The organism is Sulfurihydrogenibium sp. YO3AOP1 (assembly GCF_000020325.1).
GTDB lineage: Bacteria > Aquificota > Aquificia > Aquificales > Hydrogenothermaceae > Sulfurihydrogenibium.
In genome coordinates this window covers 83,100-108,831 of sequence record NC_010730.1, presented here as the reverse complement: position 1 = coordinate 108,831, position 25,732 = coordinate 83,100, and the positions used below count along the sequence as shown (strand labels likewise).

Here is a 25,732-nt window from a genome sequence, read left to right as displayed (position 1 = left end):
TGAATTGCCCGTACACATCATACGTTAACGGTTGCTTTTTTGTCATTATGCAGCGACGATTAATCTTCTACTTTTACTAAATTTCCCGCCCGATGTATCCATCATTTTTAGCACATTCTATCATAAAAGAGGGCAGCAACTTAAGTCAATATAAAATAAAAAACCCCCCTCGCTACATTTTAACACAATAGCGAGAGGTTATCTTGAAATCTTAAAATTAATACAATCTAAAATGTCTATTTAAGAATTTTTGCCATGTAGAAGGAAGTTTATCCAATTCTTCTTGTGCAATTTTCATTACTTTTTCTTTTATTTTATTTAAATCGCCATTTACTCTTAATTTAACATCACAAACTTGTGGTTCAGTGATTGGTTTACCAATTTGGCTAACTAAATAACAGTAAGCCTCTTCAACTTCTTCAATCTCTGCAACGATTCTTTCTGCCATATCCATTGCTGCAGTATTGTATATTTTTCCTATATGAGATACCGGGTTCTTACCAGCAGCAGCTTCTAAGCTCATTGGTCTGTAAGGAGTGATTAAGCCATTAACTCTATTACCCCTTCCAACCTGACCATCATCACCAGCTTCTGCAGATGTTCCGGTAACAGTTATATAAACAGACTCATTATCTATATCATCCGCTGTATTTATAAATATATCAACATGTTTGGTTGTTAATCTTTGAGCTATTGAGTAAGCATAATTGGTAACAATTTCCTTTTTCTCAACATAATCTTTAACATCATTAACATACTTATCAACGAAAGCCATAGCTATTGTTATTCTGATGTTATCATGGTTTCTAACACCCATAATTTTAATATCTTCACCAACATATGGATGTTCTTTTTTAAACTCCTTGCTGTTTAAAGCTCTCTCAAGCTCATAAACGATTGTTTCTATATCAGAAAACGGAGCAAATCCAACGCCAAAAGATGTATCATTGGCAAGAGGAATTTCACCTTTTAATTGAAATCTTTCAAAGAGTTCAACTAAATCCTTACTACCAGGTTTTAATTTTGGATGAATAATAACATGATTAGTTATGTCTAAGTTAGGAATGTTTTCTTTTAACCATCTGTGAGCTGTCTCTATAGCCAACTCTTTTACCGGTAATTTTTTATTTCCTTTTTCATCAATCGCTCTTCCGGTTAAATATATTTCTATTGGCTCAATAATTTTTCCGCCTTTGAATTGTGGGTCTGCAATTCCACCAATCAGTAAGGCTTTATCAACGTTGTGGTGCATGATTGCTCCAAATTCTTCTCTGTATAGATTAGATAATGCTATTGACAATTCTTCTGCCAATGCATCACATATTGTGTCAGGATGTCCTGTCCCTTTTCTTTCTACAATTTCTACAGGTTGCTGACTTACTTTTTCAAACTCTAAAATTCCGACGTTAATATTTGCCAATCTTTTACCTCCTGAAAAATTTTAAGAATATTAAATTACCATATTTTAAATGTGCTTGCAAATTTTAATTAAACAGGTTAAAATATTTATCTACATTTTTTAAGACGGAGGATTAAATGGCTAAAGCTGTATTATCACCAAAGAAACAGAAGCACAAAAGAAGAGTAAAGAAAAATGTTAGAGTTGCTGAAAGAAGAAGACTTGAAAATAGATATCATATTTCAAGAATGAAAACTGCATTCAAAAAGCTTTATTCAGTTCTTAAAAAAGAAGGTCCGGAGGCAGCATCTAAGTACTTGCCATTATGTCAAAAACTTGCATACAGGGCTGCAGCTAAAGGAGCTATTCATAAAAATGAAGCTGCAAGAAGAGTTTCAAGAGCAGCTAAAAGAATAAAAGCAGCTTTAGAAAAAACACAACAGGTTGCATAATTTTAAATCTTAAATAAAATATTATATAAAAAAAACTGGCGGTATAGCTCAGTTGGTTAGAGCACACGGCTCATATCCGTGGTGTCCGGGGTTCGAATCCCTGTACCGCCATTATGACTATGCTTGAAAGCAAATTTCTAAAAGCTGTTAGAAAATTTAATCTTATTGAAAACCAAGATAAAATTCTTATAGCATTCTCAGGTGGTCCTGATTCATTAGTTTTGACCAATCTACTGCTAAAATTCCAAAAAACTTTGAATATAGCAAAAATTCAGCTTGCACATCTAAATCATACTCTAAGAAAAGAGTCAGACCAAGACCAAGAATTTTGCGAAAAGTTTGCCAGTAGCCTTGGTTTAAAAATTCATGTTAAGAAAGCCGATGTTAAAAAGGTTGCTAGAGAGCAAAAAATTTCTGTAGAAGAAGCAGGAAGGTTAGAGAGATATAAATTTTTCAATGAAATTCTTCAAAAAGAAAATCTAAATAAAATAGCAACAGGACATCATCTTTCAGATTTAACAGAGTCTATAGTTCTTTGGTTCATCCAAGGAAATAAACGAGGACTAAAGGGTTTTCGTCCAAAAGAAAACAATATAATAAGACCATTATATCTAATCACAAAAGAAGAGATTGAAGAATATTGCCAAAAAAACGGATTGGAATATTTAATAGACCAGTCAAACTTTTCAAGGAAGTATTTAAGAAATCAAGTTCGTTTAGATGTTATACCAATTTTGAAAAAAATCAATCCAGATTTAGAAAATTCAATGTTAAATTTATCTCAATTATCATATTTTGATGAATTCTATTTAGACAAGTTAACGGAGGAATATTATTCCCAACTTGATAATAAAAATTTATTAGACTTATCTTTTATTAATAAGCTTCCAAACGCTTTGAAATATAGACTTTTAATTAAATGGATATATGAAAACACTGATACTTACCCATCTTACAAGCAAATTTTAAACCTAATGGAAATTTTAGATAAACAAGGACAAAAAGAGATAAAAATTTCAAGAGATATTAAAGTTGTAAAAACATACGATAAACTTGAAATTTCAACATCTGAAAATATGGAAAATTTACAAATAGAATATAAATTAAAAGTTGGTCAGAAAATTTTCTTAAAAGAGTTTTGTATGGAATTAGAAAGCTATGTAATCGACGCTAAAGACTTTAAAAAAGATAATAATACAGAATGTTTTGATTTGCCAGAGGATAGTATTTTGGAAATTAGAACAAGAAAAGAAGGAGATAGATTTTTACCTTTTAATAGAAAGACGGAAAAAAAAATAAAAGATGTTTTTATTGATTTAAAAATTCCAAAATATGTGAGAGATAGCATACCCCTTTTGGTGTATAATAATAAAATACTATGGATAATTGGATACAAAAGGTCTGGATATTATCCAGTTTCAGAAAATTCAACGAAAGTTATTTGTTTTAGATATAAGGAGGTTCACAACAATTGCTATTTTCTGTAAAAAAGTATAAAAAGATGTATAACAAAAATACAAAAACAAAAAGTGTAAGTTGTAAATAATAAAAAAGAGAGAGATTGAGAAATGATAACTCTGCAATGCTTACTTGAATTCCAAAATATGCAAGATAAAGAGATTGTATTAGATTTAATGTGTAGATTTTCATCTGCCATGAGATATGCATACCAAAGATTATTAGAAGGCGAAAAAAGAAAAGATTTAAAAAAGCAATTATCAAGACTATTTAACATAAACACAAGATACTCAGATGATGCTATATTTTTAGCACAGTCAATAATTACGTCATGCAAAGAAAGAGAACAAAATCCAAAAAAGCTTATATTTGGTTCAAGGAAATCATTTGAACAACTAAAGAAAAACCATTTAACAGGAAAAAGAAGAAAGGAATTAAAAACAAAATGGAAAGAAAGCAGGCAAGGAAATTTATACTCAACAGGAGATAAGTCTAAACAAGGAAATCTGAATTTAAGATTTCAGTGGATTAATAATGAGTTATACTTGAGAATAAACACAGGAGATAGGCAATATATTTACGCAAAAGTAGTTAGAGACGTTAAAAGAGAAAAAGATAAATGGATAGAGTTTATGTTTATGCTTGAAAATGCATATAAATACGGAGAGTGGTTTCCATACCCAGTCAGACTAAAAGTAAAAAACGGTAATGTATACGCCTTTATATCCATCGATGAAAAACTACCACCTATCACGATTAAAAGAGATAATGGAATAATAGGCATAGATGTAAACGCATATCCATTTCATTTAGCATTAGCTTTTGCAAGTAAAGATGGAAATTTAGAGAAATATCAAAGTATTAGTTTAAACGAATTATTAGAAGTAAACTCAGAAAAAAGACAGTATTTAGAATGGCAAATAGCACATAAGATAATAGAGATAGCAAAGGAAGAGAATAAAGCTATTACTATTGAAAACTTAAAGAAACTACCAAAAGGCAAAAGAGGGGACGGATTTGCCAAATTAAGAGGAAGACTACAAAAATGGAGCTATAAAAGATTATTAGACAAAATAGAAATACTGGCAAAGAGAAACGGGATAGAAATAAGAAAAGTTAATCCTGCATATACATCAGTAATTGGAAAGCTAAAATATGCACCACAATACAACATAGACAAAGACATAGCAGGAGCTTATGTAATAGCAAGAAGAGGATTAGGATATAAAGAGAAATTACCTAAAAATTACAAAGAACTATTAAATGATGCTGACTTTCTATCATACACTATAGCAAAAATTGAAGACGATATTAAAAGACTAAAAGAAGATCTAAAAGAAGAGAAGAATGAGTATAAGAGAAATGGATTAAAAAGTAAATTAGCAAAACTCAGAAAGAGTTTAAAAACATTGCAGAAATATTTAGAAAGTGGAAAGAGTGAGTCATCTTCCCGACAACCTGTCAACCGACGGAAGGAACAGGTGAGGGGTCTGCCTACAAGCAGACATAAAAGCTGGCAAGTTCTCTCCATAGCCTTAGCCTTCTGCTGTCTTGAAAAGTCTTACAGAGATTTTTCTCCTTTGAAGCGTGTAATCGTTTCAAAGGATTGGACAGTAGTGGCTAATAGGTTAGCTCCTGTACTTGGGACAGGGACTATGACACTTCCAAAATACCGCCTGTTGGGGACGGAAGTGTCTGAAAAGGCGGAATACAAATACCCCAACCCAAGCTGTGCAAGATTTGCATAGTTTGGTTGACCAGGTACAAAGTTGCAACTAACAAGAAGTTTATTGATATGGTTTTTAATCGGTGCTATGATGATTTTGGCTTTCAATATGTTTGGTTCAAAACAGCTTGTTGATAACAAGGTTCCTTTTACTGAATTCATCAATATGGTAAATGAGAAAAATATTAAAGAAGCCACAATAAGAGGAGAAGAGCTTATAGCTGTTACAGAAGATGGGAAAAAGGTTGAAACTATAGTTCCATCCGGCTATTCAAGACTTTATGATATTTTATCTGAAAATGGTGTGCAGATAAAAGTATTACCAAGTGAAAGCAGCAATTGGTTTTTAACTTTATTAGTTTCTTGGTTGCCAATACTGCTTTTTATTGGTCTTTGGATTTTTATGATGAGACAGATGTCTGGTGGTCCAAATAGGGCATTTTCATTTGCAAAAAGTAAAGGAAAGCTATATTTAGAAGAAAAGCCTAATGTAAAACTAGATGATGTTGCTGGAATGGATGAAGTAAAAGAGGAAGTAAAAGAGTTAATAGAATATCTTAAAGACCCATCAAGATATCAAAAACTTGGTGGTAGAGCACCAAAAGGAATATTACTCTATGGAGACCCAGGCGTTGGTAAAACATTATTGGCTAAAGCTATAGCCGGGGAAGCTAACGTTCCTTTCATTTCTATATCAGGGTCAGATTTTGTTGAGATGTTTGTTGGTGTTGGTGCTGCAAGAGTTAGAGATTTATTTGAAACTGCAAAAAAACATGCTCCATGTTTAATATTTATAGATGAGATCGATGCAGTAGGTAGAGCAAGATCAGGTGTCGGTTTTGGTGGTGGTCATGATGAAAGAGAGCAAACATTAAACCAGTTACTTGTTGAATTAGATGGATTTGATACAAATGAAGGAATAATAGTAATTGCGGCGACAAACAGACCAGATATTCTTGACCCAGCATTACTTAGACCAGGAAGATTTGACAGACAGATTTCTGTTCCAAAGCCGGACGTAAAAGGAAGATATGAGATACTAAAAGTTCACGTAAATAAAAAGAACATACCACTTGACGAAGATGTGGATTTAATGACAATAGCAAAAGGAACACCCGGATTTTCGGGTGCAGACCTTGCAAACCTTATAAATGAAGCAGCACTTCTTGCAGCAAGAAGAAATAAAGAAAAAGTGGGCATGCAGGAATTAGAAGATGCATTAGATAGAATTATGATGGGATTAGAAAGAAAGGGAATGGCAATAACAGAAAAAGAAAAAGAAAAAATAGCATACCATGAAGTTGGTCATGCAGTAGTTGGAGTAATGTTGGAGGAAGCTGACCCATTGCATAAAGTTTCTATAATTCCAAGAGGTGCTGCTCTCGGTGTAACTGTCAATCTTCCGGAAGAAGACAAGCATCTCTACTCTAAAAAAGATCTGATGGCAAGAATCTTACAGCTTTTTGGAGGAAGAGCAGCAGAAGAGGTATTTTATGGAAAAGATGGAATTACAACAGGTGCTGAAAATGACCTAATGAGAGCAACAGAATTGGCTTATAGGATTGTTGCAGCTTGGGGAATGAGTGATGAAATAGGACCAATACACGTTTCTACAAACAGAAGTGGTGGATTTTTCTTTGGAAACCAAGGACCGGAAATTAGTGAAGAAACTGCAAGAAAAATAGATGAAGAGGTAAACAAAATATTAAGAGAATCTTATCAAAAAGCTAAAAACATAATAGAAAGCTATAAGGATGCCGTTGTGGCGGTGGTTCAGCTTTTACTTGATAAGGAAACGATAACTTGTGAAGAAATGTTTGCGATTTTAAAAGAGTACGGTGTTCCAGTATTAAATAGATGCAGAAAGTTTGAAAGCGTAGTTACAATAACAGATTCTTCAAGTTCGGAAACTCCACCTGCAGAACTTCCAGCGCCAGCATAATAAGATGATAGACACCCATTGTCACTTAGATATGCTTTCCTCAAAAGAGGATGTATTAGAGAGCGTGGGCAGGTTGGACTACCTGCTCACCATTGGCTGTGATAAACGGGAGATTTATGAAGCTATAGAATTTACAAAAAAATTTGACAATGTTTATGCATCGATAGGATACCATCCTTACGACATAGGTGATATATCCGAAAAAGATATAGAAAATTTAGCAAAACTATATAAAAACAACAGTAAAGTTATAGCCATTGGAGAATGTGGATTAGATTTTTATAGAGACAAAACTCCAAAAAATTTACAAGAAAAATTTTTTAGATTACAAATAGAACTTACAAAAGAGTTAAAACTTCCAATAATCATTCATAGCAGAGAAGCGGATGCTGACACTGAAAGAATACTATCTGAATATGCACCATTTGAAAGTGGCGGAATAATGCATTGCTTTGGCGGTAGCTTAAGACTAATGGAAGCAACTTTAGATATGGGCTTTTACATCTCTTTTGCAGGAAATATAACGTATCCAAAAGCTGATAATTTGAGAGAAATAGCTAAAAAAGTTCCTTTAGATAGATTGTTATTAGAAACAGATAGTCCTTTTTTAGCTCCGCAAAAAGTAAGAGGCAAGCCAAATAAACCATCAAATATATTTTACACTTTAGAGTTTGTATCAAATCTTCTTGGAATCTCATCACGTGAGTTAGAAAAAATTACCGATGAAAACGCAAAAAGATTGTTAAAATTTAATAATAAATCAGTTCAATAATTTTTGATATAGCAAATCTTTTTTGTTTTGGTTGAGAATTCGAAAGGTTTGCGATCTTCTTGAATTATATAAATAATATACTTCGGATGAGAAATTGGGTAAAAGGCGGAGATTCTTCGCTAACGCTCAGGATGTTCTATGTTAAATGTCAAGTGCAAAAATTTTCATCAAATGGTCTTCTGCTTTTTAATACACCATATGCTTGCCTTAATAACTTATGTGCTACAACCACTAATGCTAACTTTTTAGCCTTACCTTTACTTACTAATCTTTCGTATAATTCTCTGCAGTATTTGTTAAACCTTATTGCTGATAATGCTGCCATGTATAATATTTTCCTTGCATATGGATTTCCCATCTTTTTTATTGAACCACTTTTCTTTACACTCGTTCCACTTTCATGTATACCCGGACTGATTCCTATAAAACTCGATATATCTTTTGGGAGTTAAAATAATGTTGTGTCTAAATAAAATTATAAGGAGGAGTAGTAATGGATAAGAAAGAATACTTTGAAAAAATATTAGACAGATCTACCGAAGAATTAGTAAAAGAACTTTTCCCAAACGGTATAACAACTCAAGAAGAAAAGATAGGTATAAGAAAGCTTTTAGAATCTGTTGTGGAACTGATTATGAATCAGGAAAGAAATTTCTTCCTTGAAAATGATGAAGACAACAAAGCAAACGGATATTATGAAAGAAGCCTAAATACTGGTTCTTTCAAGCTTAACATAAATGTCCCAAGAGATAGAAAGGGTAAATTTAGACCACAAATATTACCTGACCCTTATAAAAGAGTTAATGAAGATTATATAGACCTTCTTATGAGTTTGGTATCCAATGGATACTCAGAAAGCAAGATAGATTCTACATTAAAAAGCTTGGGCTTAAACTACTCAAAACAACATATGGATGCAATCAAAAAACAGCTTATAGAAAGACTTAATGATTTTAAAACAAGAGAGCTTCCATCGGATGCATTTGTACTGTATATAGACGCATATCACTGTGATATAAAAGAGAAAAACAAAATCAGAAAGGCTTCTGTCTATGTAGTTCTTGGAATAGATTTACAAGGAAATAAAGATATATTTGGATTTTACACATTTTTCAGTAGTGAAAACAAAGCAGACTGGATAAAAGTATTCAATGATTTAATAGATAGAGGACTAAAAAGGGTAATGCTTATAGTAAGTGATGATTTTCCTGGGATAACAAAAGCCATAGAAACACTATTTCCTTATACAGACCATCAGCTATGTTTAGTCCATTTACAAAGAAACGTTAGAAATCAGATGGATAAAGAAGATTCACAAGTATTTAACAAAGAACTGAAAAACATAAAAGAAAACAGCTTAGATTATGAAGATGGATTAGAAAAATTAGATGATTTATGCGGTAGATTTAAGTCTAAATATCCAAGCTTTATAAAACATATTCAATCTAACAAAGAGAGATACTTATGTTTTTTAAAATATCCAGAAAATCTAAGAAAGCACATATACACAACAAATCCAGTTGAAAGTGTTAATAGCATGATAGAAAAGGTAAGAATAAATTTAGGTGGATATTTTCAATCTGTGGACATTCTTGAGATAAATCTGCTTATACAAAGAGACAATTTAAAGAATGGAAAATGGAAAAAGCCTATACCTGCTTTTAAAGGAGTCTCTTATGAAATTTTACAATTGTTTAATAAAAAGTTTTCAATCCAGACACAAAATTATTGACAAGTCTCGTCTAAAACATTCTACAGCGGTCTTAAAAGACCAATGACAAACACTTGATCTGTCCTTCTTTTTTTCTCCCATGTCTATAATTATTATAAAACTTATTCTCTTATAGTTTAAAAAATTTTGGTATATTTAATATACGATGACAGAAAACGCAAAAATAGTATTTCTTATCACAAATGCAAAATGATAGTATATCAAATCTTAAATTTTTTGCAACACCCTTAATGCATCAACTTGACTATTTAAAACCAAATCGTTAAATTATTTATCATGAATAAAAATTTTAATTGGGCGTTAGAGTTTATAAATAAAGCACCAGAAGAGCCAGGTGTTTATCTGTTTAAAGATAGTAAAAAGCAATACGTATACATCGGAAAAGCTGTAAATATAAAAAATCGCCTAAAAAATCATTATCAGCAGTTAAAAGTAGACCCAAAAGAAAGAAAAATTTTTAAAGAAAGCTCAAGTATAGAATGGATAATAACAAAATCAGATTACGAAGCATTCGTCCTTGAAAATGAACTTATCAAACAGTACAAGCCAAAATATAATGTAAGATTAAAATCAGGAAGTAGCTATCCTATGCTTGTTATCACAGATGAGGAGTATCCCACTGTTAAAATCAGCAGAAAGTTTGGAGAGATAAAAGGAGAGTATTTCGGACCTTTTCTTCCTGCAAGAACTGCAAGAGCTATGAAAGAGTTAATTCATAAACTGTTTAAATTAAGAACCTGCGACCCACTGCCAAAAAGAAGCTTAGTATGTTTTGATTACCATCTTGGGCTTTGTTCCGGTCCTTGTGCAGATAAAATATCTATGAAAGAGTACAAGGAAGATGCAAAGGTTGCTAAAGCTTTCTTATCCGGAAATGTTAAAAATGTTATTTATGAACTCTACGACAAAGTAAATGACTATACAAACAAGCTGATGTTTGAGAAAGCAGCAGTCATTAGAGACCAAATCAAAGCTATTGAGATGACAATAAAGAAACAAGAAGTTATAGGTGTTGGCGTTGAAGAGGCTGATATTTTTTACTTTTCAAGAAGTAGAGCTTATCTGATTATCGTAAGAGGAAATAGAATAGTTGGAAAGGATGAGTTGAAGGTTCAAAATGAAGAGTTTGAAGAAGGTAATGAAACAGCCATCATCACTGATTATTACAGTAAAGACACATACATACCAAAAACAATCATCACAAATAAAGATTTAGAAGACTTAGAAAATCTAAAACAATGGCTTTTAAAAGCAAAAAATAAAGAAGTTGAAATACTTACTTTTCTGCCAGAGCAGGTGGAAGGCTTTATAAAAAGAAACATAAACATAGAAAACATAGAAAATCTTAAATCAGAGTTTGAAAAAGTGTTTGGCTTTAGCCTTCCAAACAGGGTAGAATGTTTTGACATTTCCCATCTTGATGGAAAGTTTACCGTTGGTTCTTGCGTTGTTTGGGAAAATGGAAGCATGAATAAAAAAGAGTACAGAAGGTTTAGAGTTAGAACGGTTAATTATATAGATGATTTTGCATCATTAAGAGAAGTTTTAACACGTAGATTTAGAAGATATAAAGAGATGGATAATCCGCCGGAGCTTGTTTTAATAGATGGCGGAAAAGGTCAGCTAAGCCAAGGATTGGCTGTAAGACAAGAGCTTGGGCTTGAAAATCTCCGAGTCTTCTCGATAGCAAAAAAAGAGGAAATTATCTATACAGATGACGGAAAAGAAGTTAGATTGTTTGAAAATCAAGAGCTTTTAAAATTCTTTACAAAAATCAGAGATGAAGCTCATAGATTTGCCATTACTTACAACAGAAAATTAAGAGAAAAGGAAGGTTTAAAAAGCGTTCTTGATAACATTGAAGGTATAGGTGAAAAAAGAAAGGAAATTTTATACAGGACTTATAAAACATTGGACAATATTTTAAAGGCAAGCGACGAAGAGTTAAAAAAGCTTGGAATTCCTACATCTGTAAGTCAAAAGATAAAAGAGTATTTAAAGTTGTAGCTTAGAAAAAATGAGTAAAGACGATTCATTAATTGCCCGTGAGTCTGCCAAAAACCAACATCGTCATTCTGAGCGAAGCGAAGAATCTCATTTTCGTCCTTCTCTTTCTTTCAAATAACAATAAAAGAGGAGATCCTTCAGACAAAAGTCCTCAGGATGACAAGGAAAGAAAACTTATTTTACACATACATTTATACAACCTGCAGGAATTTTAGAACATCCTCTGTAGCGACTTTTTATCTTTCTTTAAAATATGCTATAATACCTTCCAAACTCAAAATCAAAGATTTTAAAGATTTCTCCGGAGCCTTTGTTTGGATACTAAAAAAATAGATTACAATCTCATATTGATAGGCTTATTTTCTTTTTTTCTATTTTCTTTAAACATCGGCGGAGTATCAATTTTCAGTCTTGATGAAGCAAAAAACGCATCCTGTGCAAGAGAGATGTTAGAATCTAAAAACTTCATTGTCCCAACATTCAACTACGAACTTAGAACAGACAAGCCTCCACTACATTATTACTTTATGATGCTTTCTTATCTTATCTTTGGAGTAAGTGAATTTTCAGCAAGATTTTTCTCATCAGTCTTTGGAAGTTTAACGGTAATGATTACATACTTCTTTGCAAAAAAAATATTTAGCACAAAAACAGCCATTTTATCAGCCATTGTTCTGATTTCATCACTGCATTTTGTTTTTCAATTTCATATGGCAGTTCCAGACCCGTATTTGATATTTTTCATAAACTTGGCATTTTTTAATTTTTATCTTTTTTATAAATTCAAAGAAGAAAAATATCTTTGGACTTTATACACAGCCCTTGGCTTTGGGATGTTAGCAAAAGGAATAGTTGCGATTGTTTTACCATTTTTTATAATTTTTGCGTTTTTATTTTCAGTAAAAAAAAGCATATCAGCCATTAAAAGCTTGAAACTTCATAAAGGTTTAATTTTAACAGCTTTAATATCTCTTCCTTGGTATATATTAGTTAGCATAGAAACAAACTTTCAATGGACGAAAGAATTTTTCTTAAAGCACAACATTAGTAGATTTACAGACTCAATGGAAGGACACGGGGGAATATTTCTAATTACAATCATTTTCGTTCTTATCGGAATGCTTCCATTTAGCATTTTTACTTACCAATCGGTCAAAGAGACTATCAAAAACAGACTAAATCCAGATTACCTTTACTTAGGTCTGATAGTATTAATATACACAGGATTTTTTAGCATTTCTAAAACAAAACTGCCAAACTACACAGTGCCCGTATATCCAGCTTTTGCAATACTTCTATCTCTTACGCTTTTAAAGATTAGAAACTATCTATTTTCTTTAATCTTTTATCTTATCTTTACAGCATCACTGCCTTTTGTTTTATACACAACATTAAAGAATGACAAAAATCTATATCTACTTGCAAATTACAGTTTTTACTTTCTTATTTTGGCAGCTGGTGGATTGTTTGCTTTAATCTACTTCAAGGATATTAAAAAGGTTGTTCTTTCTCTTTTTATTTCAAGCGTTGCAATGAGCATTACACTTTACACAGTTATTTTGCCAGAGATTGACAAATACTCATCAGTTAGAATTATACTAAATTACATGGAAAAAGACAGACCCGTAGGCTATTATAAACGATACAATCCAGCTTTTTCTTTTTACTTAAAGAAGAAGATAATTCCTTTAAACTCTAAGCAAGATGTTGAAAATTTTATTAAATCAGGCAGAGTTTATATCCTAACAAGGGATGAGTATTTAGAAGAGTTGAAAGACATTAAAGACTTAAAAGTTATCATTCAAAAAAAAGATTTGTTTGAAAATTCAGTATCGGTTTTGATTTCAAATTGAGGGTGGACCTATGGAAAGGATAAATCAAATTGGCGAATTTGGACTGATAGAGAGATTAAACCAGATACTGCCAATACATGATAAAGATGTGTTAGTTGGTTATGGCGATGATTGTGCATGTGTAAATATAAATGGTAAGTTGATTTTGTTTACTGTTGATATTCAAGTTGAAAACTCACATTTTTTAAAAGGTAAAATCAAACCAGAAGATTTAGGTTGGAAGCTTGCAACGTCAAACGTTAGTGATGTGGTTGCTTGTGGTGGTTTACCAAGATGGGCTTTATTATCCTTGGCACTACCAAAGGATTTAGAATACAGCTTTATTGAAAAAGTTTATCTTGGAATCAAAGAAGCACAGGATTATTACGGTTTTTATACAATCGGCGGCAATTGTTCATCTTCAAATCAAATCATGATAGATATGACAATGGCAGGAGAGACTGAAAAATTTATCTCAAGGTCTGCGGCTAAACCAAATCAAAAAATTTATCTATCCGGCAACCTTGGATGCAGTAAAGCAGGCTTAGAACTTATTCTAATGGATAAACAAGAGTATGAAGACTTTGAAATCGCTTTAATCAACAAACATTACAGACCAAAAGCAAGGATAGACTTGATAGAAAAAATCAAACAAGCTTCAGCATGTATAGACATTAGCGACGGCTTGACTTCAGATTTAAGTCATATCTCTAAAAAAAGCAATGTAAAAATCATTATTGAAAAAGAAAAATTAAAAATAGATGAAAACTTAAAAAAGTTTTGCTTAAAGTATGGAAAAGACCCATTAGATTATATCCTAACAAGTGGTGAGGAGTATGAAGTAGCTTTAATTTCTGAAAAAGATTTAGATTTAATAGAAATTGGTTATACAGAAGAAGGATTTGGAGTATTTCTAAAAGAAGGTGACAAGATAGTGGAATTGAATAAAAAAAGCTTTGACCATTTTAAAAAGTGAGAAGTAAGGGGGGATTGCTCGCAAAATTAGAATGATATTATTATTACTCTTCCTGTCATCCTCCTGAGGACTTTAGACCGAAGGATCTCCTTATCAAAATTTTTATAAAAATCACTAATTTCTCACCCTAAGAAATTACTCACTTTATAGATTTCTTAAATATCTCTATTTAAATTTTAAATTTGATTTTGCCTTACCATTTGTGTAGATTGTTAAGCAATGTTTATTAAGGAGGCTATACATGAACAGACGAGAATTATTGAAAAAAGGACTGCTTATGACAGCAACCGGTTTACTCCTTCCAAAGGAACTGTTTGCTCAAGTTGATAAATCTCTCTTAGGACCTGCGGCAGATTTACTTCTGGATGGAACGATTAAAGAGCAAATTTTAGAAGCTTTACCCGGAAAAAAACCTTTGATAAAAAAGGCCTTCAGAGCTCCAAACTACGAGACTCCATTTAAATACTTTGATGAAATCTTTACTCCAAATGATGTTTTCTTTGTTAGATACCATCTTGCAAATATACCACAAGATATTGATGAAAAAACTTGGAAGCTCAAAATCACTGGAGATGCTGTAGAAAAAACTTTAGAACTTACAATGGAAGACTTAAAAACAAAATTTGAACAAGTTGAGATTGTAGCCCTTAAAGCATGTTCTGGAAATATGAGAGGTTTATTTAATCCTCATGTACCCGGAGTACAATGGGGATACGGAGCTATGGGAAATGCTAAATGGAAAGGTGTAAGATTAAAAGATATCTTAAATAAAGCCGGATTAAAGGCTAACGCTCTTGAAGTTGCCTTTAATGGTGCTGAGTCTGGTCTTATGCCAACAACTCCTGATTTTGTAAAAAGTATTCCTGTTTGGAAAGCTACGCAAGAAGAGGTATTGGTTGCCTATGAGATGAACGATGAGCCGATTCCATATTTAAATGGATATCCTCTCGTGCTTGTAGTTCCTGGCTGGACAGCGACTTATTGGATTAAGCATTTAACCGATATAACGGTAATCTCTACTCCTTTAGATAATTTCTGGATGAAAAACGCTTACAGGGTTTCTGTCGACAAATTTCCAATAAGGGAAAGATTTTTATCTCAGATGAACTCGGAAGATATGCCTATAACAGAGGTAACAATAAACTCCATTATCACAAACATAGAAAAAGGGCAAGTATTCAAATTAGGTCAGCCAATAGAAGTAAAAGGTTTAACATGGGATGGTGGTTATGGAATTAAAATGGTAGAAGTTTCTGTAGATGGTGGAAAAACATGGGTAGAGGCACAATTAGATAAAGATTATGGCAAGTTTTCATGGAGACAGTTTAGTTATGTGTTTAAGCCTAATAAAAAAGGAAACTACACAATCATGGTAAAGGCTACAAACAGCATCGGACAAACACAGCCAATAAAAGCAATATGGGAGCCTCATGGATATGGTTATAACGCTATTCAAAAAATAAATATAAAAGTCATTTAATCAGGAGGTAGTTAAAAATGAAAAAATTTATTACAATTATATTAACAATATTTTCTATATCTTATGCCGGAGAAGAAAATTTGGTATTAAAAGAAGGAAAAAATAAAGAGTTGGCTCAAGCTTACTGCTCTGCGTGCCATAGTGTTGACTATATTATAATGAATTCAATGTTTTTAGACAAAAAAGGTTGGGAAGCAGAATTAGATAAAATGATTAAACTTGGTGCGCCAATAAGCAAAGAAGATTCAAAAAAGATAATTGACTATCTTGTCAAGAACTACGGAATAAACAAATAATTAGGGAGGTTTTTTAATGAACTATATTCCGGGAATACTGATTACTGCTATTTTATCAATAATCGCAATGTTTATATCTAACTTAGAAATTGTAAAATCTACCGTTAATTTTAGTCCATTGATTGTTGCGATTATTATTGGTTTAATTATAGGTAATGCAATTAAAATTCCCGAAGTTTTAAAACCGGGAATTAACTTTTCTTTAAAGAAAATTTTAAGAATTGCTATTATCTTCTTAGGATTTAGGCTAACGTTCCAAAACGTTATCGATGTCGGTCTTGAAGGAATTATAATCGATGCAATCATGCTTATAACAACGTTTTTACTTGGAGTTTATGTATCTAAAAAAGTTTTTGGTCTTGATGAACAAACAAGCTATATGCTTGCGTCCGGTTCTTCAATATGTGGTGCATCTGCAGTATTAGCAACCGCTCCAATAGTAAAGGGACAAATGCATCAAGCAGCTATGGCAGTAGCTACTGTTACAATCTTTGGTACGATTTCTATGTTTTTATATCCTGCTGTTTATAAAGCTGGTTTATTGTTAGGAATGGATGATGCTTTATATGGTATTTATGCTGGTGCAACAGTTCATGAAGTGGCTCAGGCTGTTGCTGCAGGCTTTGCTGTATCTGATGTTGCAGCAAACACAGCGACAATTTCAAAACTAACAAGAGTAATAATGCTTGCTCCACTACTTATAGTTTTAAGCTTTTTCTTTGCAAAAAAACATGCTACGCATGGAGTAAATTTAAGAGAAATCCCAATTCCTTGGTTTGTATTTGGTTTTATTGCAATGATTGGAGTAAATTCAATGTCAGTATTAGACAAAACTTATGTTAATATAATTAACCAAATAGATACGTTTTTATTAACTATGTCTATGGCAGCACTTGGAATTGAGACTAATATTGAAAAAATGAAAAAAGCCGGCATGAAGCCAATCTATGCAGCATCAGTTCTATTTTTATACCTATTTTTCGGCGGATACATAGTTACAAAAGTTATTCATGCAGTATTTAACGGAGGGTAATTTTATGTTTAAAAAAATTGTAGTTGCTTATGATGGGTCTGAAAATTCTTTGAAGGCATTAGATAAAGCCATAGAGTTAGCTAAATGCAATAATGCTGAGTTGCACGTAGTAGGCGTTGTAAGAATGTTCGAATTTGCTACTATAGATTATGTTTCTCCTGAAGAGATTGAAGAGTATGAAAAACGAGAGATTTCTAAGGAAGAGAAATATTTGAAAGAGGCTATCCAAAAAGTAAGCCAAGCAGGACTAAATGGAACTTACAAAGTTATGGAAGGCGATCCGGCGGAAGAGATAATGACTTATGCTGATGAAGTAGGAAGTGATTTAATAGTAGTTGGAAGAAGAGGTGTTGGCGGGTTTAAAAGATTGCTGATAGGAAGTACGTCTTCAAACATAGTTAAGTATGCTAATCAATCAGTTTTAGTTGTTAAGTGAATAGGTGAGTGTGTTCTAAAATTCCTGTAAGTTGTATAAATGTATGTGTAAAATGAACTTATTTTTGTCCGTCATCCTCCTGAGGACTTATTTCGAAGGATCTTCTCTTTTATTGTTATTTGAAAGGAAGAAGGGTAAAAAGAGAGATTCTTCGCTTCGATTAGAATGACGATGTTGATTTTTGCAAGCAGCCTCCAAATGCTCTTGAAATTATTTTAAATTTAAATATATTATTATCAATTGAATATGGGGGCGATACGGGTTCGACGGCAAGCGGCGAGCAAAGGGAAGCATGCCGTAGAAGGTCACTACGTAAAAAACCAAAACAAAACAATTCCCGAACGCGAAATCGCTCTCGCTGCTTAATTAACGCAGCGACGTCCTACCTGGCTTGCCCGTAGGCTGGGATAGGGCGTAAGACATACGGGATAGGGCCTTTCCAACCTCCCCTGAGGGAAGGCTCGAAACCTAACGGGGATAGCTTTAAGCTCCTCTGCCTGTGGAGGAGCTTAGGGCGAAACCTTAATCACAGGCTAAGCATGTAGAAGCCCTTTGGGCTTGGCCTTTGCCGGACGGGGGTTCGATTCCCCCCGCCTCCACTTAACTTATTACTGTTTTTACTAATCTCTTTCCTCTAAATTTTATATATCTAATTTAAAAGGGTTGATCTGAGTAAAGATTTAACTGTTTAAAATATTCTCGATTAGATCTTAGATTATTCAAACATTTTTTTTAATTATGCTTTGAGCGAGAAATTTGGGATTTTTATAAATTTAGATAAGGAGATCCTTCGGACTAAAGCCCTCAGGACGACAAAATCATCTAATGCTGCCATTCTGCAACCGGCGAAGAATCTCTTACTTTTTTGAATTTCTCATCCCGACGTATTTAAATAATATATTATTTTTTTATTTATTTTTTCATAGAATTTCCATTGAAAAATGAGAATTTAGGTTAGATATATTTTGAGATTTCTTCCAATAACTCTAAAAGCACTCTTTTAACATTTTCTTTGTCTGTTGCAATTAGTGGTATTACTTTTATTTCTTCTCCTAAATCCAAAGCTGTTCTAATATCTTCAGGATTCCATGCTTCTTTTAAATCTTGCTTATTTGCACCAACAACAAATGGAGCTGGATACCTTGCTTCAAAAAAATTTATAATTCTTCTTGCCTCATGAAATGTGGCAGGATCCGTACTGTCTACTAATACAACCAATCCAACCATACCTTTACCAAGAATATCCCACATAAAATCAAATCTTGCTTGACCAGGTGTTCCAAATAAATAAAGTGTATGTTCATCATCTATTTTTATCCTTCCAAAATCCATAGCAACTGTAGTGTGATCTTTCTTTTCTTTCTCTCCAACTTTTGTAGTTCTTGCCTCTGTTTTTACAGTTTCTATTTCACTAATTGTATTTATGAATTGTGTTTTTCCTGCAGCGTAAGGTCCTGCAACTACTATTTTTATTTTCTTTTCTGCCATTTTACAACCCTTTAATCTTTGAAATTATTTTGTTGAGTAAATTTTTTGTTAAGTCAAAACCTATTTTTCTCTCTTTTTTCTTTTCCCTTTGTATAATTCCACACGCTAAGAAACCATATAATGTTCTTTTAACTGTAAGGTCGTTAATTTTTGTGTTATAAATTATATCTACAACTTTATTTTTTCCATCTATTAAATGAAGAATTTTCTTTTCATAATCAGTCAAAAAAGCCTTTCTTGCAATATTTTCATAATTAGGAGATTTTTCAAACACTAAGTTTAAATCTGAAATCTTTCTTTCAACTTCCTCTTCAGTTAATTGCCTTGCAAGATACATTATTAATTTTTCAATAGGAATTAAAGATTTTAAATCTGTTGGGTATTTTATAAATCCCGATGTAAAAGAAAATTTACCTTCCTTAATAGACAATAGTTTAGGGAGTCTTGCCACTAAAACATTATATAGTTCTGATTTAGGGATATCTTCTTTTTTCAATACAGTCTCAAAATCCACATCAAGATATATATAGAATACTTTTTTAACCTCTCTTATATATACAATATCACCTTCCTTGAAATAAACGGCGATATTGTTATGATCTTGTTCTATTACAAGAATTCCATCTTTTTTATCTTTTAACAAAATTTGAAATATATCTACAAAATTAAATATCTTTAAATCTCCAGCTATCGCCATTACAAATCTCCAATTTTAACTTTTTAATTATCCCAATTCTTGCTCAAGTTTTTTTATAGTTCTCTGAATTTCCATTAATAAAAGACCTAATTTTGCATTGACCGGAGCGAGAACTCCAAGAACGGCAACATCCTTAATTCCTGTAAATATAACATATCCAGTAGAACCTTTAATGTATAACTGTTCAAGATTTCCTTTATTTAATTCTGATGTCACTCTTTCACCAAGGGATAATATAGCAGCACCCATAGCTGCAACTCTATCTTCATCTGCTGAGCTTGGAAGTACAGATGCAATAGCTAATCCATCAACGCTTACTAATACGGCACCCTCTGCCCCAGAGTCTCTAATAAATTCTTCAAGTATTTCTGTATATTTAACAGCCATATTAATCCTCCATTAAAGATTTAATAAGAAATTTTTTGTATTTTCAATAAATAAATCTCTTTTTTTAATTTCTGGTATTTCTTCAGCCAGAGAATGAATAAATTTTAAAACTGAAAATTTGGTTATGTTGTCTTTTTTAAAAAATTCCTCTTTTCTCTTTTTGAATATATATTTCCCAAACGGTCCTATGATTTTTATAAATTCTTTTTCAATCTCATTTAAAATGTTATCAATATCTGATAAATTATTTTCTTCAGATAGATTTGGTTCCAAGATTTCGTTAATAGATGGTGCAACAGATTCTCTTCCAGCATGAGATTCCATAGATAAAATTTCTTCTAATGATGGAAGTTTATTTTCTATTATATTATTCTCCTTAGGTTCATATGCTTGCGATGTATCTTCTGTAGGCTTTAAAATATCTTCCGGGATGTCTACCTTTTTTTGTATGTTCTCTTCCACTTGGCCTGTTAAGACTTTTTCTAACTCATCTAAATCAGTTTGATAATTTTCTTTTTCTTCTGAGTTAAGCTGTTCTTCTGTTGGCTTTAAATATTCTTCATAATATAGCAATAGATCTTTTTCATATTTTTTTAATTCTCTTGCAAGGTCTTGTGCTGTAATTTTTAGAAGTGAAAAGTTTGGTTTTCCAATATGGATTATACCTATGGCAATTTCAGTTGTTATATAATAAATCATGATTGAGAAATCTTTTCCTTCTGAAAATAAAAACTCTGCATTGAAATTCTTAATAGCAGTGTTTATTTCTAAGGAACGTTCTACCATTCTTGAAAAATAATCTTCCAACTTTTCAGATTTTTTAATATATTTTGAAACTATAACTTTCCCTTTAACAAAAATACTTATATAATAAGGTTTTATATCGTCAAAAGGCTTATTTAAAAGATTTTCTAAGGTTTTTATTTCCATGCGGTTTAAAGCTCACCTTTTTCTAATTTTTCCATAATTGTTTTTAAGCTAATCCTCATTCTTTCAAAGGATTCAGCTAACTCTTCTAATTCGTCTCCGGTTTTTTCTACCTTTATCTCATAATCAAGATTTCCCATACTAACTTCTTGCATAGCTTGAGATACTACACTTAGTTTTTTAATTATTGTATCATCAATAATTTTTCTAATTCCAAAAACCGGGATTAAAAATAAAATTTGCGATCCTATCAGTGCTATTAAAGACTTAGAAAATTCTGATGTTAAAAAGAAAACGAGAACTGCTACAAAAATAGCACCTATAAATGAACCTCCCAAAACTATAAGAAATATTTTGTCTAACACCGACTTTTTCATTTTACTTCCTCCCTTTTTTAGTATTATAGACTATAGCTTTTTCGGAAATTTTTTAAAAACTTTAAAATATAAATTAGCATAAAAATTTCTATAATAATATTAATTAAATTCAAAACACTTGATATCCCATGGAAAGTTTTAAATCTACTAAAGATAATATTAGCTTCGTTTTGTTTTCCTTCATTTAAAAGATCGTAATACTCCGATTTTAAACCTTCAGCTATCGGCAAAATTGCCCTGTCTAAAGCCATTGAGATTAAAATTAAAACTGTAGTGGCTATGACAAACCATTTTAGCTTTTTAATAATTTCTTTCTCTTTTACTGATAAGACACCTACTAATGTGTATATAATGATTCCTATTATCCAACCAGATTTAAAATAAAAGGGGAATATCTTGCCTACTATTTCTCCTGCTTCTTTTGTACTGTAGTGAGAAAAAAGGTAAGGAGTATATATGAAAGTTATAAATATACTCCCACCTAAAAGGCAGAATAATAAAAATATTATTAAGCCAAAAACATATTTATCCCACAAGCTCTAACCCGCTGAAGAAAAAAGGTATTTCATATGCAGCTGATTCTGGAGAATCTGAACCATGAACTGCATTTTCTCCTACATTAGTCCCGTAAAGCTTTCTTAAAGTTCCTTCTGCTGCTTTTGATGGGTCAGTTGCTCCCATTATTTCTCTAACTCTTGCAATTACATTCTCTCCTTCCCATACCATAGGAACTGTTGGTCCGGAGGACATAAAATCACAAAGCTCGCCATAAAAAGGTCTATCTTTATGTACAATATAAAATTGCCCTGCCTGTTCCTTTGTTAATTTTACTTTTTTTAGTGCAACAAGTTTAAACCCCTCATCCTCTAACCTTGAAATAATTTTACCTACAACATTTTTTCTTACTGCATCTGGTTTAGCGATTACTAAAGTTCTTTCCATCTAAAATCCTCCTCACAATTTTTTATAGAATTATGATATCACATGTTATGTATAACTCAAAAGGTGTTATAGAAAAAATATAAGAGATTTTACTGAAATTTTACTAAGATTTTACTTCTTTAGTAATAACTATATAAAAGCATTTAGTATTTGACTGTTAAATCTTTTTATCATTCTCAATTATTGAAGGTAAAAAAATGCTTTGGGTGAGAAATTAGAAATTTTTTATAGAGAGTGTTTTAAAATTTTGACTAGGTCTTAAAAATTAATTAACCTTTTGACCGTCATTCTGAAACCGGCAAAGAATCTCCTGATTTTTCTTTTCAAAAAATCAAAAGAGGAGAACCTTGAGACTAAAGCCATCAGGATAGGTGTCTATTATTTTAGGCTTGGTAATCTTATTAAATTGTAGATAAGTAATATGATTGAATCAAATCCTTTTGGTAGTTTAGTAGTCAAAGGTTTTTTATCTTAACTTAAATGACTGTAAAACTTTGGTATTTTAAAAATTTCGAATTTTGCTATAAATTGTACAACAGCAAGGCATTAGGCAATTTATGAAGTTTTTTCATTAAATTTGAGACTGTTTTAAAAATCCACATTGCCATTCTACAGTCGGCGAAGAATCTTCGTCTTTTTATCTCTCACTTATTCATTGTAATGGCAATTCATGAATTGCCTCTACTCTTTTTCTCACTTTTTAAAATAGGAGGTCCTTTAGAATAAGGTCCTTATGATGACAAAAGAATAAACTTACAAGAATTTTGAAACATTCTTATTAAATCTTTACTTTATAACTTTCATCAGACCGTCAATTCTACAATGGATTAAAACGAGTTTCTCATAACACCTCCTATAGAATATTTAAAGTTTTCTTCTATAGGAGGTGCCTAATTTATAATTTATCTTAGATAGCAACTCTTGGACTATCTTGTTATAAATATCTCTTATACTCTAATAATCTTCTATTAATAACTAAATTAACTGTTCATTCCAGAAATAGCTAATTTAATCTCATGTAAAAGTTGAGCCGGTGTTTTTATAGGATAGTGTACTTTATCTAAAACTTCTTCTGCGGAGTAGTTTTTAATTTTTACTCCTTTTAGTCTTTCTTTTAATGCTGTAGCATCTTGAATTGGATATTTAATACCTTTAATATGTTTTAACACTGTATAAGCCCACGGAACTTCAAGAGCTTGAGCAACTTCTGTAGCTGTAATACTGCAGTAGTGAATTAATGTTTCTGCATCGCTACCTTCTTTGACCATTTTGAATGCAAGTTTAGCAATACCGCCAGCTGTATGAACTCTTAATTCTTTGGCTTCTTCTTTTGCTAATTCTTCCATCTTCTTTATTTTTTCCATTGCTAAGGTTGGGTCAGCTCTTAAAATATTTCTTACAGTGTTTTTTGTTAATCCGACCTTTTCAGCTATTTCTTCTTCTATTTTTAGATACTCTTCTCTTAAAACTATGACATAAGCAGACCTTGCTAAGCTTGGAAGCCATGTTAATGTTCTAAACTCTGTTAGTTTGTTTAAGCCACCGAGTAAATCGATAGATTTGAAGAATACTCTACTGACAAGATGTTCTAAATCTTTCTCATTAATTTCTGTTGGTGGCAATCCTGTGATTTCAATAACCATTTTTCTAACCTCCTATTGGTTCTTTTATTTTAACTAATCCTGTTTCTGTGATTTCAAGGAAATGTGTTCTTGTATCATGTCCAGACATTCTACAACCATCAATTCTAAACAATCTAACAATATCTCCTATTTCTTTTTTATACATTTTAGCTTTATATGGAGAATCTATTAACTCTTTAGCTAAAACCATAGTTCCGTCCACTATATGACCTACTGCATAACCACCGGCAGCTTCAGCTGTTAACTCCTCATGACCGCTTCTCTTTTGAGATACAAAGATAGCGGTTTGATACCATTTTTTCATAAAATTAAATAATCTTCTAACTATTGCCCTTGCTAACATTTCTTTGTTTTCAAAAAGACCGGTTACTGAATCAATAACTGTAAATTTTACTTTGTAAGTTTTAATAACATAAGCTAAAGTAGCAAGTAGATCCGGCACATTTTCTCTTATTCTTGTCGAAGAGGCTGCATCGATTAAAATTATGTTGTCTTGAAAATCATCAAAATTTAATCCCATAGCCGCTGCCCTTAGCTTTAAAGAAGCAACAACAAAGTTAGCCGGAGATTCAACAGTAATAAATGCTACCTTATCACCCTGACTTGCACGGAAAACGGTAAACTGTTCTGCCATCAGAGATTTTCCTGTATCTGATACACCGGTTAAATTCATTACAGAATACGATGGGATTCCCTTTAATGACACTTTTTCTAATTTCTTTTTGACTGGTTTTACAATAAAAAATAAATCGTCTAAGCCTTCAATTCCTGTTGGAACTCCATAGATTTCCGGAGCTTTTTCTAAGGCTTGGGAACCGGTAAAAACCGCTGTTAGGTCTGGCTCTGGTTTTCGCTGTTCTTCTTGAGATTCTTCACGATATTCGTCAGCCATCATATCCCCCTACAATTTAATGGTTTTCATACATATTAATTTAATACTCAATTTTATCATTTGCAAACATTTATTACTTAAAACTTTAATTTAAAACTATTTTTTCTTAACCAATCATGATACTCTTTATATTCAGGCATACATTTTTTAACCTTATTCCAAAAATTTTTACTATGGTTAAGTTCTTTTAAATGAGAAAGTTCATGAACAATTACATAATCAATCACTTCTAAAGGTGCTAGTATTAAACGCCAAGAAAAATTCAAATTACCTTTTGCTGAACATGAACCCCATTGCCTGTTAGCATTGGTTATTCCTATTTTTTTAATATTGTATCCACATTTTCCAGCCCAATGGATTACTCTGTTAGGAATAATAATTTTGGCTTGATTTTTATACCAATCAGTAAATATTTCTCTTCCTTGATTTTGATAATCCCTTGATAAATAAAATCCATCTTGAAATTTTAACGGAGTTTCAAGATTTTCTACGATGTAGAGTTTATAAGCTTTACCAATATAAAGAAATTCTTCACCAGCAACAAACTGTTTAAAATTAATTTCCTTGATTTTTTCCAATTCTTTTAATTTTTCAAGAATTCTATCCTTATGTTGTTCAATGACATCAATGATTAATTTATTCGTTGCTTTTTTAGGAGCTTTCACAATTATAGCTCCATTTTCTGTGGGCTTTATTGCTATAGTTTTCCTGTTTGACCTGATTATCTTTTCAATTCTAATATCATTCATAACATCCTATATTTTATCAAATTAGAAAAGTGTAATAATGTTTGGTCAAATAAAGTAAGAATAAGAGAGCTTTTAGCTTTTGTTTTGGA

General features: G+C 31.9%; 24 protein-coding genes, 1 tRNA gene, 1 other RNA gene and 1 pseudogene. 15 read left to right on the top strand and 12 right to left on the bottom strand.

The genetic code is table 11. The annotated features are described in order from the left end of the window. Window positions 1-217 precede the first annotated feature (217 nt). Window positions 218-1,420 (bottom strand): methionine adenosyltransferase, encoded by a 1,203-nt coding sequence (locus SYO3AOP1_RS00495; protein WP_012458834.1) that lies wholly within the window; start codon window positions 1,418-1,420, stop codon window positions 218-220. 116 nt (window positions 1,421-1,536) lie between these two features. On the opposite strand from SYO3AOP1_RS00495, the gene rpsT reads away from it, so the two are divergent. The 6 genes from rpsT (at window position 1,537) to SYO3AOP1_RS00465 (ending at window position 7,749) form a co-directional block, all read left to right on the top strand. After that, on the top strand, window positions 1,537-1,851 hold the full coding sequence (gene rpsT, locus SYO3AOP1_RS00490; protein ID WP_012458833.1) for a 30S ribosomal protein S20: 315 nt from the start codon (window positions 1,537-1,539) through the stop codon (window positions 1,849-1,851). A gap of 37 nt (window positions 1,852-1,888) precedes the next feature. Then, window positions 1,889-1,962, top strand: a tRNA-Met gene (locus SYO3AOP1_RS00485). Between the two features lie 8 nt (window positions 1,963-1,970). Then, window positions 1,971-3,338 (top strand): tRNA lysidine(34) synthetase TilS, encoded by a 1,368-nt coding sequence (gene tilS, locus SYO3AOP1_RS00480; RefSeq protein WP_041674636.1) that lies wholly within the window; start codon window positions 1,971-1,973, stop codon window positions 3,336-3,338. An 81-nt stretch (window positions 3,339-3,419) separates the two neighbouring features. Continuing rightward, complete coding sequence (locus SYO3AOP1_RS00475; protein WP_012458831.1) at window positions 3,420-5,057, top strand: IS200/IS605 family accessory protein TnpB-related protein; 1,638 nt, start codon at window positions 3,420-3,422, stop codon at window positions 5,055-5,057. A 21-nt stretch (window positions 5,058-5,078) separates the two neighbouring features. Continuing rightward, a complete protein-coding gene (ftsH, locus tag SYO3AOP1_RS00470; RefSeq protein WP_041674485.1) occupies window positions 5,079-6,977 on the top strand; it encodes an ATP-dependent zinc metalloprotease FtsH in 1,899 nt (632 codons plus the stop codon). A gap of 4 nt (window positions 6,978-6,981) precedes the next feature. After that, the gene (locus SYO3AOP1_RS00465; RefSeq protein WP_012458829.1) at window positions 6,982-7,749 is read left to right on the top strand and encodes a TatD family hydrolase; all 768 of its coding nucleotides are present in this window, start codon (window positions 6,982-6,984) and stop codon (window positions 7,747-7,749) included. A 148-nt stretch (window positions 7,750-7,897) separates the two neighbouring features. Here the strand turns inward: SYO3AOP1_RS00465 and SYO3AOP1_RS00460 are convergent. Continuing rightward, window positions 7,898-8,191 (bottom strand): annotated as a pseudogene (locus tag SYO3AOP1_RS00460) (transposase); the annotation flags it as partial. A 51-nt stretch (window positions 8,192-8,242) separates the two neighbouring features. Between SYO3AOP1_RS00460 and SYO3AOP1_RS00455 the strand changes: the two are divergent. The 9 genes from SYO3AOP1_RS00455 (at window position 8,243) to ssrA (ending at window position 18,143) form a co-directional block, all read left to right on the top strand. Further along, window positions 8,243-9,481: an IS256 family transposase gene (locus SYO3AOP1_RS00455; protein ID WP_012458828.1), complete on the top strand. Its 1,239-nt coding sequence runs from the start codon at window positions 8,243-8,245 to the stop codon at window positions 9,479-9,481. A gap of 276 nt (window positions 9,482-9,757) precedes the next feature. Then, window positions 9,758-11,488 carry an excinuclease ABC subunit UvrC gene (gene uvrC, locus SYO3AOP1_RS00450; protein ID WP_012458827.1) on the top strand — a complete coding sequence of 577 codons (1,731 nt, stop codon included), beginning with the start codon at window positions 9,758-9,760 and terminating at the stop codon, window positions 11,486-11,488. Between the two features lie 314 nt (window positions 11,489-11,802). Then, a complete protein-coding gene (locus SYO3AOP1_RS00445; RefSeq protein WP_012458826.1) occupies window positions 11,803-13,341 on the top strand; it encodes a glycosyltransferase family 39 protein in 1,539 nt (512 codons plus the stop codon). Between the two features lie 10 nt (window positions 13,342-13,351). Next, entirely contained in the window at window positions 13,352-14,296 is a 945-nt protein-coding gene (gene thiL, locus SYO3AOP1_RS00440; protein WP_012458825.1) for a thiamine-phosphate kinase, read from the top strand. A gap of 241 nt (window positions 14,297-14,537) precedes the next feature. Beyond that, window positions 14,538-15,776, top strand: coding sequence for a molybdopterin-dependent oxidoreductase (locus SYO3AOP1_RS00435; protein WP_012458824.1), 1,239 nt, complete (start codon window positions 14,538-14,540; stop codon window positions 15,774-15,776). Window positions 15,777-15,793: 17 nt separating this feature from the next. Continuing rightward, window positions 15,794-16,072: a sulfite dehydrogenase cytochrome subunit sorb gene (locus SYO3AOP1_RS00430; protein WP_012458823.1), complete on the top strand. Its 279-nt coding sequence runs from the start codon at window positions 15,794-15,796 to the stop codon at window positions 16,070-16,072. A gap of 16 nt (window positions 16,073-16,088) precedes the next feature. Next, complete coding sequence (locus SYO3AOP1_RS00425; RefSeq protein WP_012458822.1) at window positions 16,089-17,105, top strand: YeiH family protein; 1,017 nt, start codon at window positions 16,089-16,091, stop codon at window positions 17,103-17,105. 4 nt (window positions 17,106-17,109) lie between these two features. Beyond that, window positions 17,110-17,541: a universal stress protein gene (locus SYO3AOP1_RS00420; protein ID WP_012458821.1), complete on the top strand. Its 432-nt coding sequence runs from the start codon at window positions 17,110-17,112 to the stop codon at window positions 17,539-17,541. A gap of 248 nt (window positions 17,542-17,789) precedes the next feature. After that, window positions 17,790-18,143, top strand: a transfer-messenger RNA (tmRNA) gene (ssrA, locus tag SYO3AOP1_RS09195). Between the two features lie 352 nt (window positions 18,144-18,495). Here ssrA and SYO3AOP1_RS00415 read toward each other — a convergent pair. The 10 genes from SYO3AOP1_RS00415 to SYO3AOP1_RS00370 all read right to left on the bottom strand — a co-directional run bounded on the left by SYO3AOP1_RS00415 (window position 18,496) and on the right by SYO3AOP1_RS00370 (window position 25,643). Continuing rightward, entirely contained in the window at window positions 18,496-19,029 is a 534-nt protein-coding gene (locus SYO3AOP1_RS00415; protein WP_012458820.1) for an ATP/GTP-binding protein, read from the bottom strand. 1 nt (window position 19,030) lies between these two features. Then, window positions 19,031-19,726 carry a DUF4388 domain-containing protein gene (locus tag SYO3AOP1_RS00410; RefSeq protein ID WP_012458819.1) on the bottom strand — a complete coding sequence of 232 codons (696 nt, stop codon included), beginning with the start codon at window positions 19,724-19,726 and terminating at the stop codon, window positions 19,031-19,033. A gap of 27 nt (window positions 19,727-19,753) precedes the next feature. After that, complete coding sequence (locus SYO3AOP1_RS00405; protein ID WP_012458818.1) at window positions 19,754-20,113, bottom strand: roadblock/LC7 domain-containing protein; 360 nt, start codon at window positions 20,111-20,113, stop codon at window positions 19,754-19,756. A 12-nt stretch (window positions 20,114-20,125) separates the two neighbouring features. Then, window positions 20,126-21,043 carry a hypothetical protein gene (locus SYO3AOP1_RS00400; protein ID WP_012458817.1) on the bottom strand — a complete coding sequence of 306 codons (918 nt, stop codon included), beginning with the start codon at window positions 21,041-21,043 and terminating at the stop codon, window positions 20,126-20,128. Window positions 21,044-21,048: 5 nt separating this feature from the next. Continuing rightward, a complete protein-coding gene (locus SYO3AOP1_RS00395; RefSeq protein WP_012458816.1) occupies window positions 21,049-21,417 on the bottom strand; it encodes a HAMP domain-containing protein in 369 nt (122 codons plus the stop codon). 23 nt (window positions 21,418-21,440) lie between these two features. Beyond that, entirely contained in the window at window positions 21,441-21,953 is a 513-nt protein-coding gene (locus tag SYO3AOP1_RS00390) for a DUF4149 domain-containing protein (RefSeq protein ID WP_012458815.1), read from the bottom strand. Continuing rightward, entirely contained in the window at window positions 21,943-22,359 is a 417-nt protein-coding gene (ndk, locus tag SYO3AOP1_RS00385) for a nucleoside-diphosphate kinase (RefSeq protein ID WP_012458814.1), read from the bottom strand. Before ndk ends, SYO3AOP1_RS00390 begins: the two co-directional genes overlap by 11 nt. A gap of 980 nt (window positions 22,360-23,339) precedes the next feature. Then, window positions 23,340-24,002 (bottom strand): hypothetical protein, encoded by a 663-nt coding sequence (locus SYO3AOP1_RS00380; protein ID WP_012458813.1) that lies wholly within the window; start codon window positions 24,000-24,002, stop codon window positions 23,340-23,342. Window positions 24,003-24,006: 4 nt separating this feature from the next. Further along, window positions 24,007-24,894, bottom strand: a complete 888-nt coding sequence (locus SYO3AOP1_RS00375) for a KaiC domain-containing protein (protein WP_012458812.1) — start codon at window positions 24,892-24,894, stop codon at window positions 24,007-24,009. A 77-nt stretch (window positions 24,895-24,971) separates the two neighbouring features. Next, a complete protein-coding gene (locus SYO3AOP1_RS00370) occupies window positions 24,972-25,643 on the bottom strand; it encodes a SprT family zinc-dependent metalloprotease (protein WP_012458811.1) in 672 nt (223 codons plus the stop codon). Window positions 25,644-25,732: the final 89 nt, after the last annotated feature.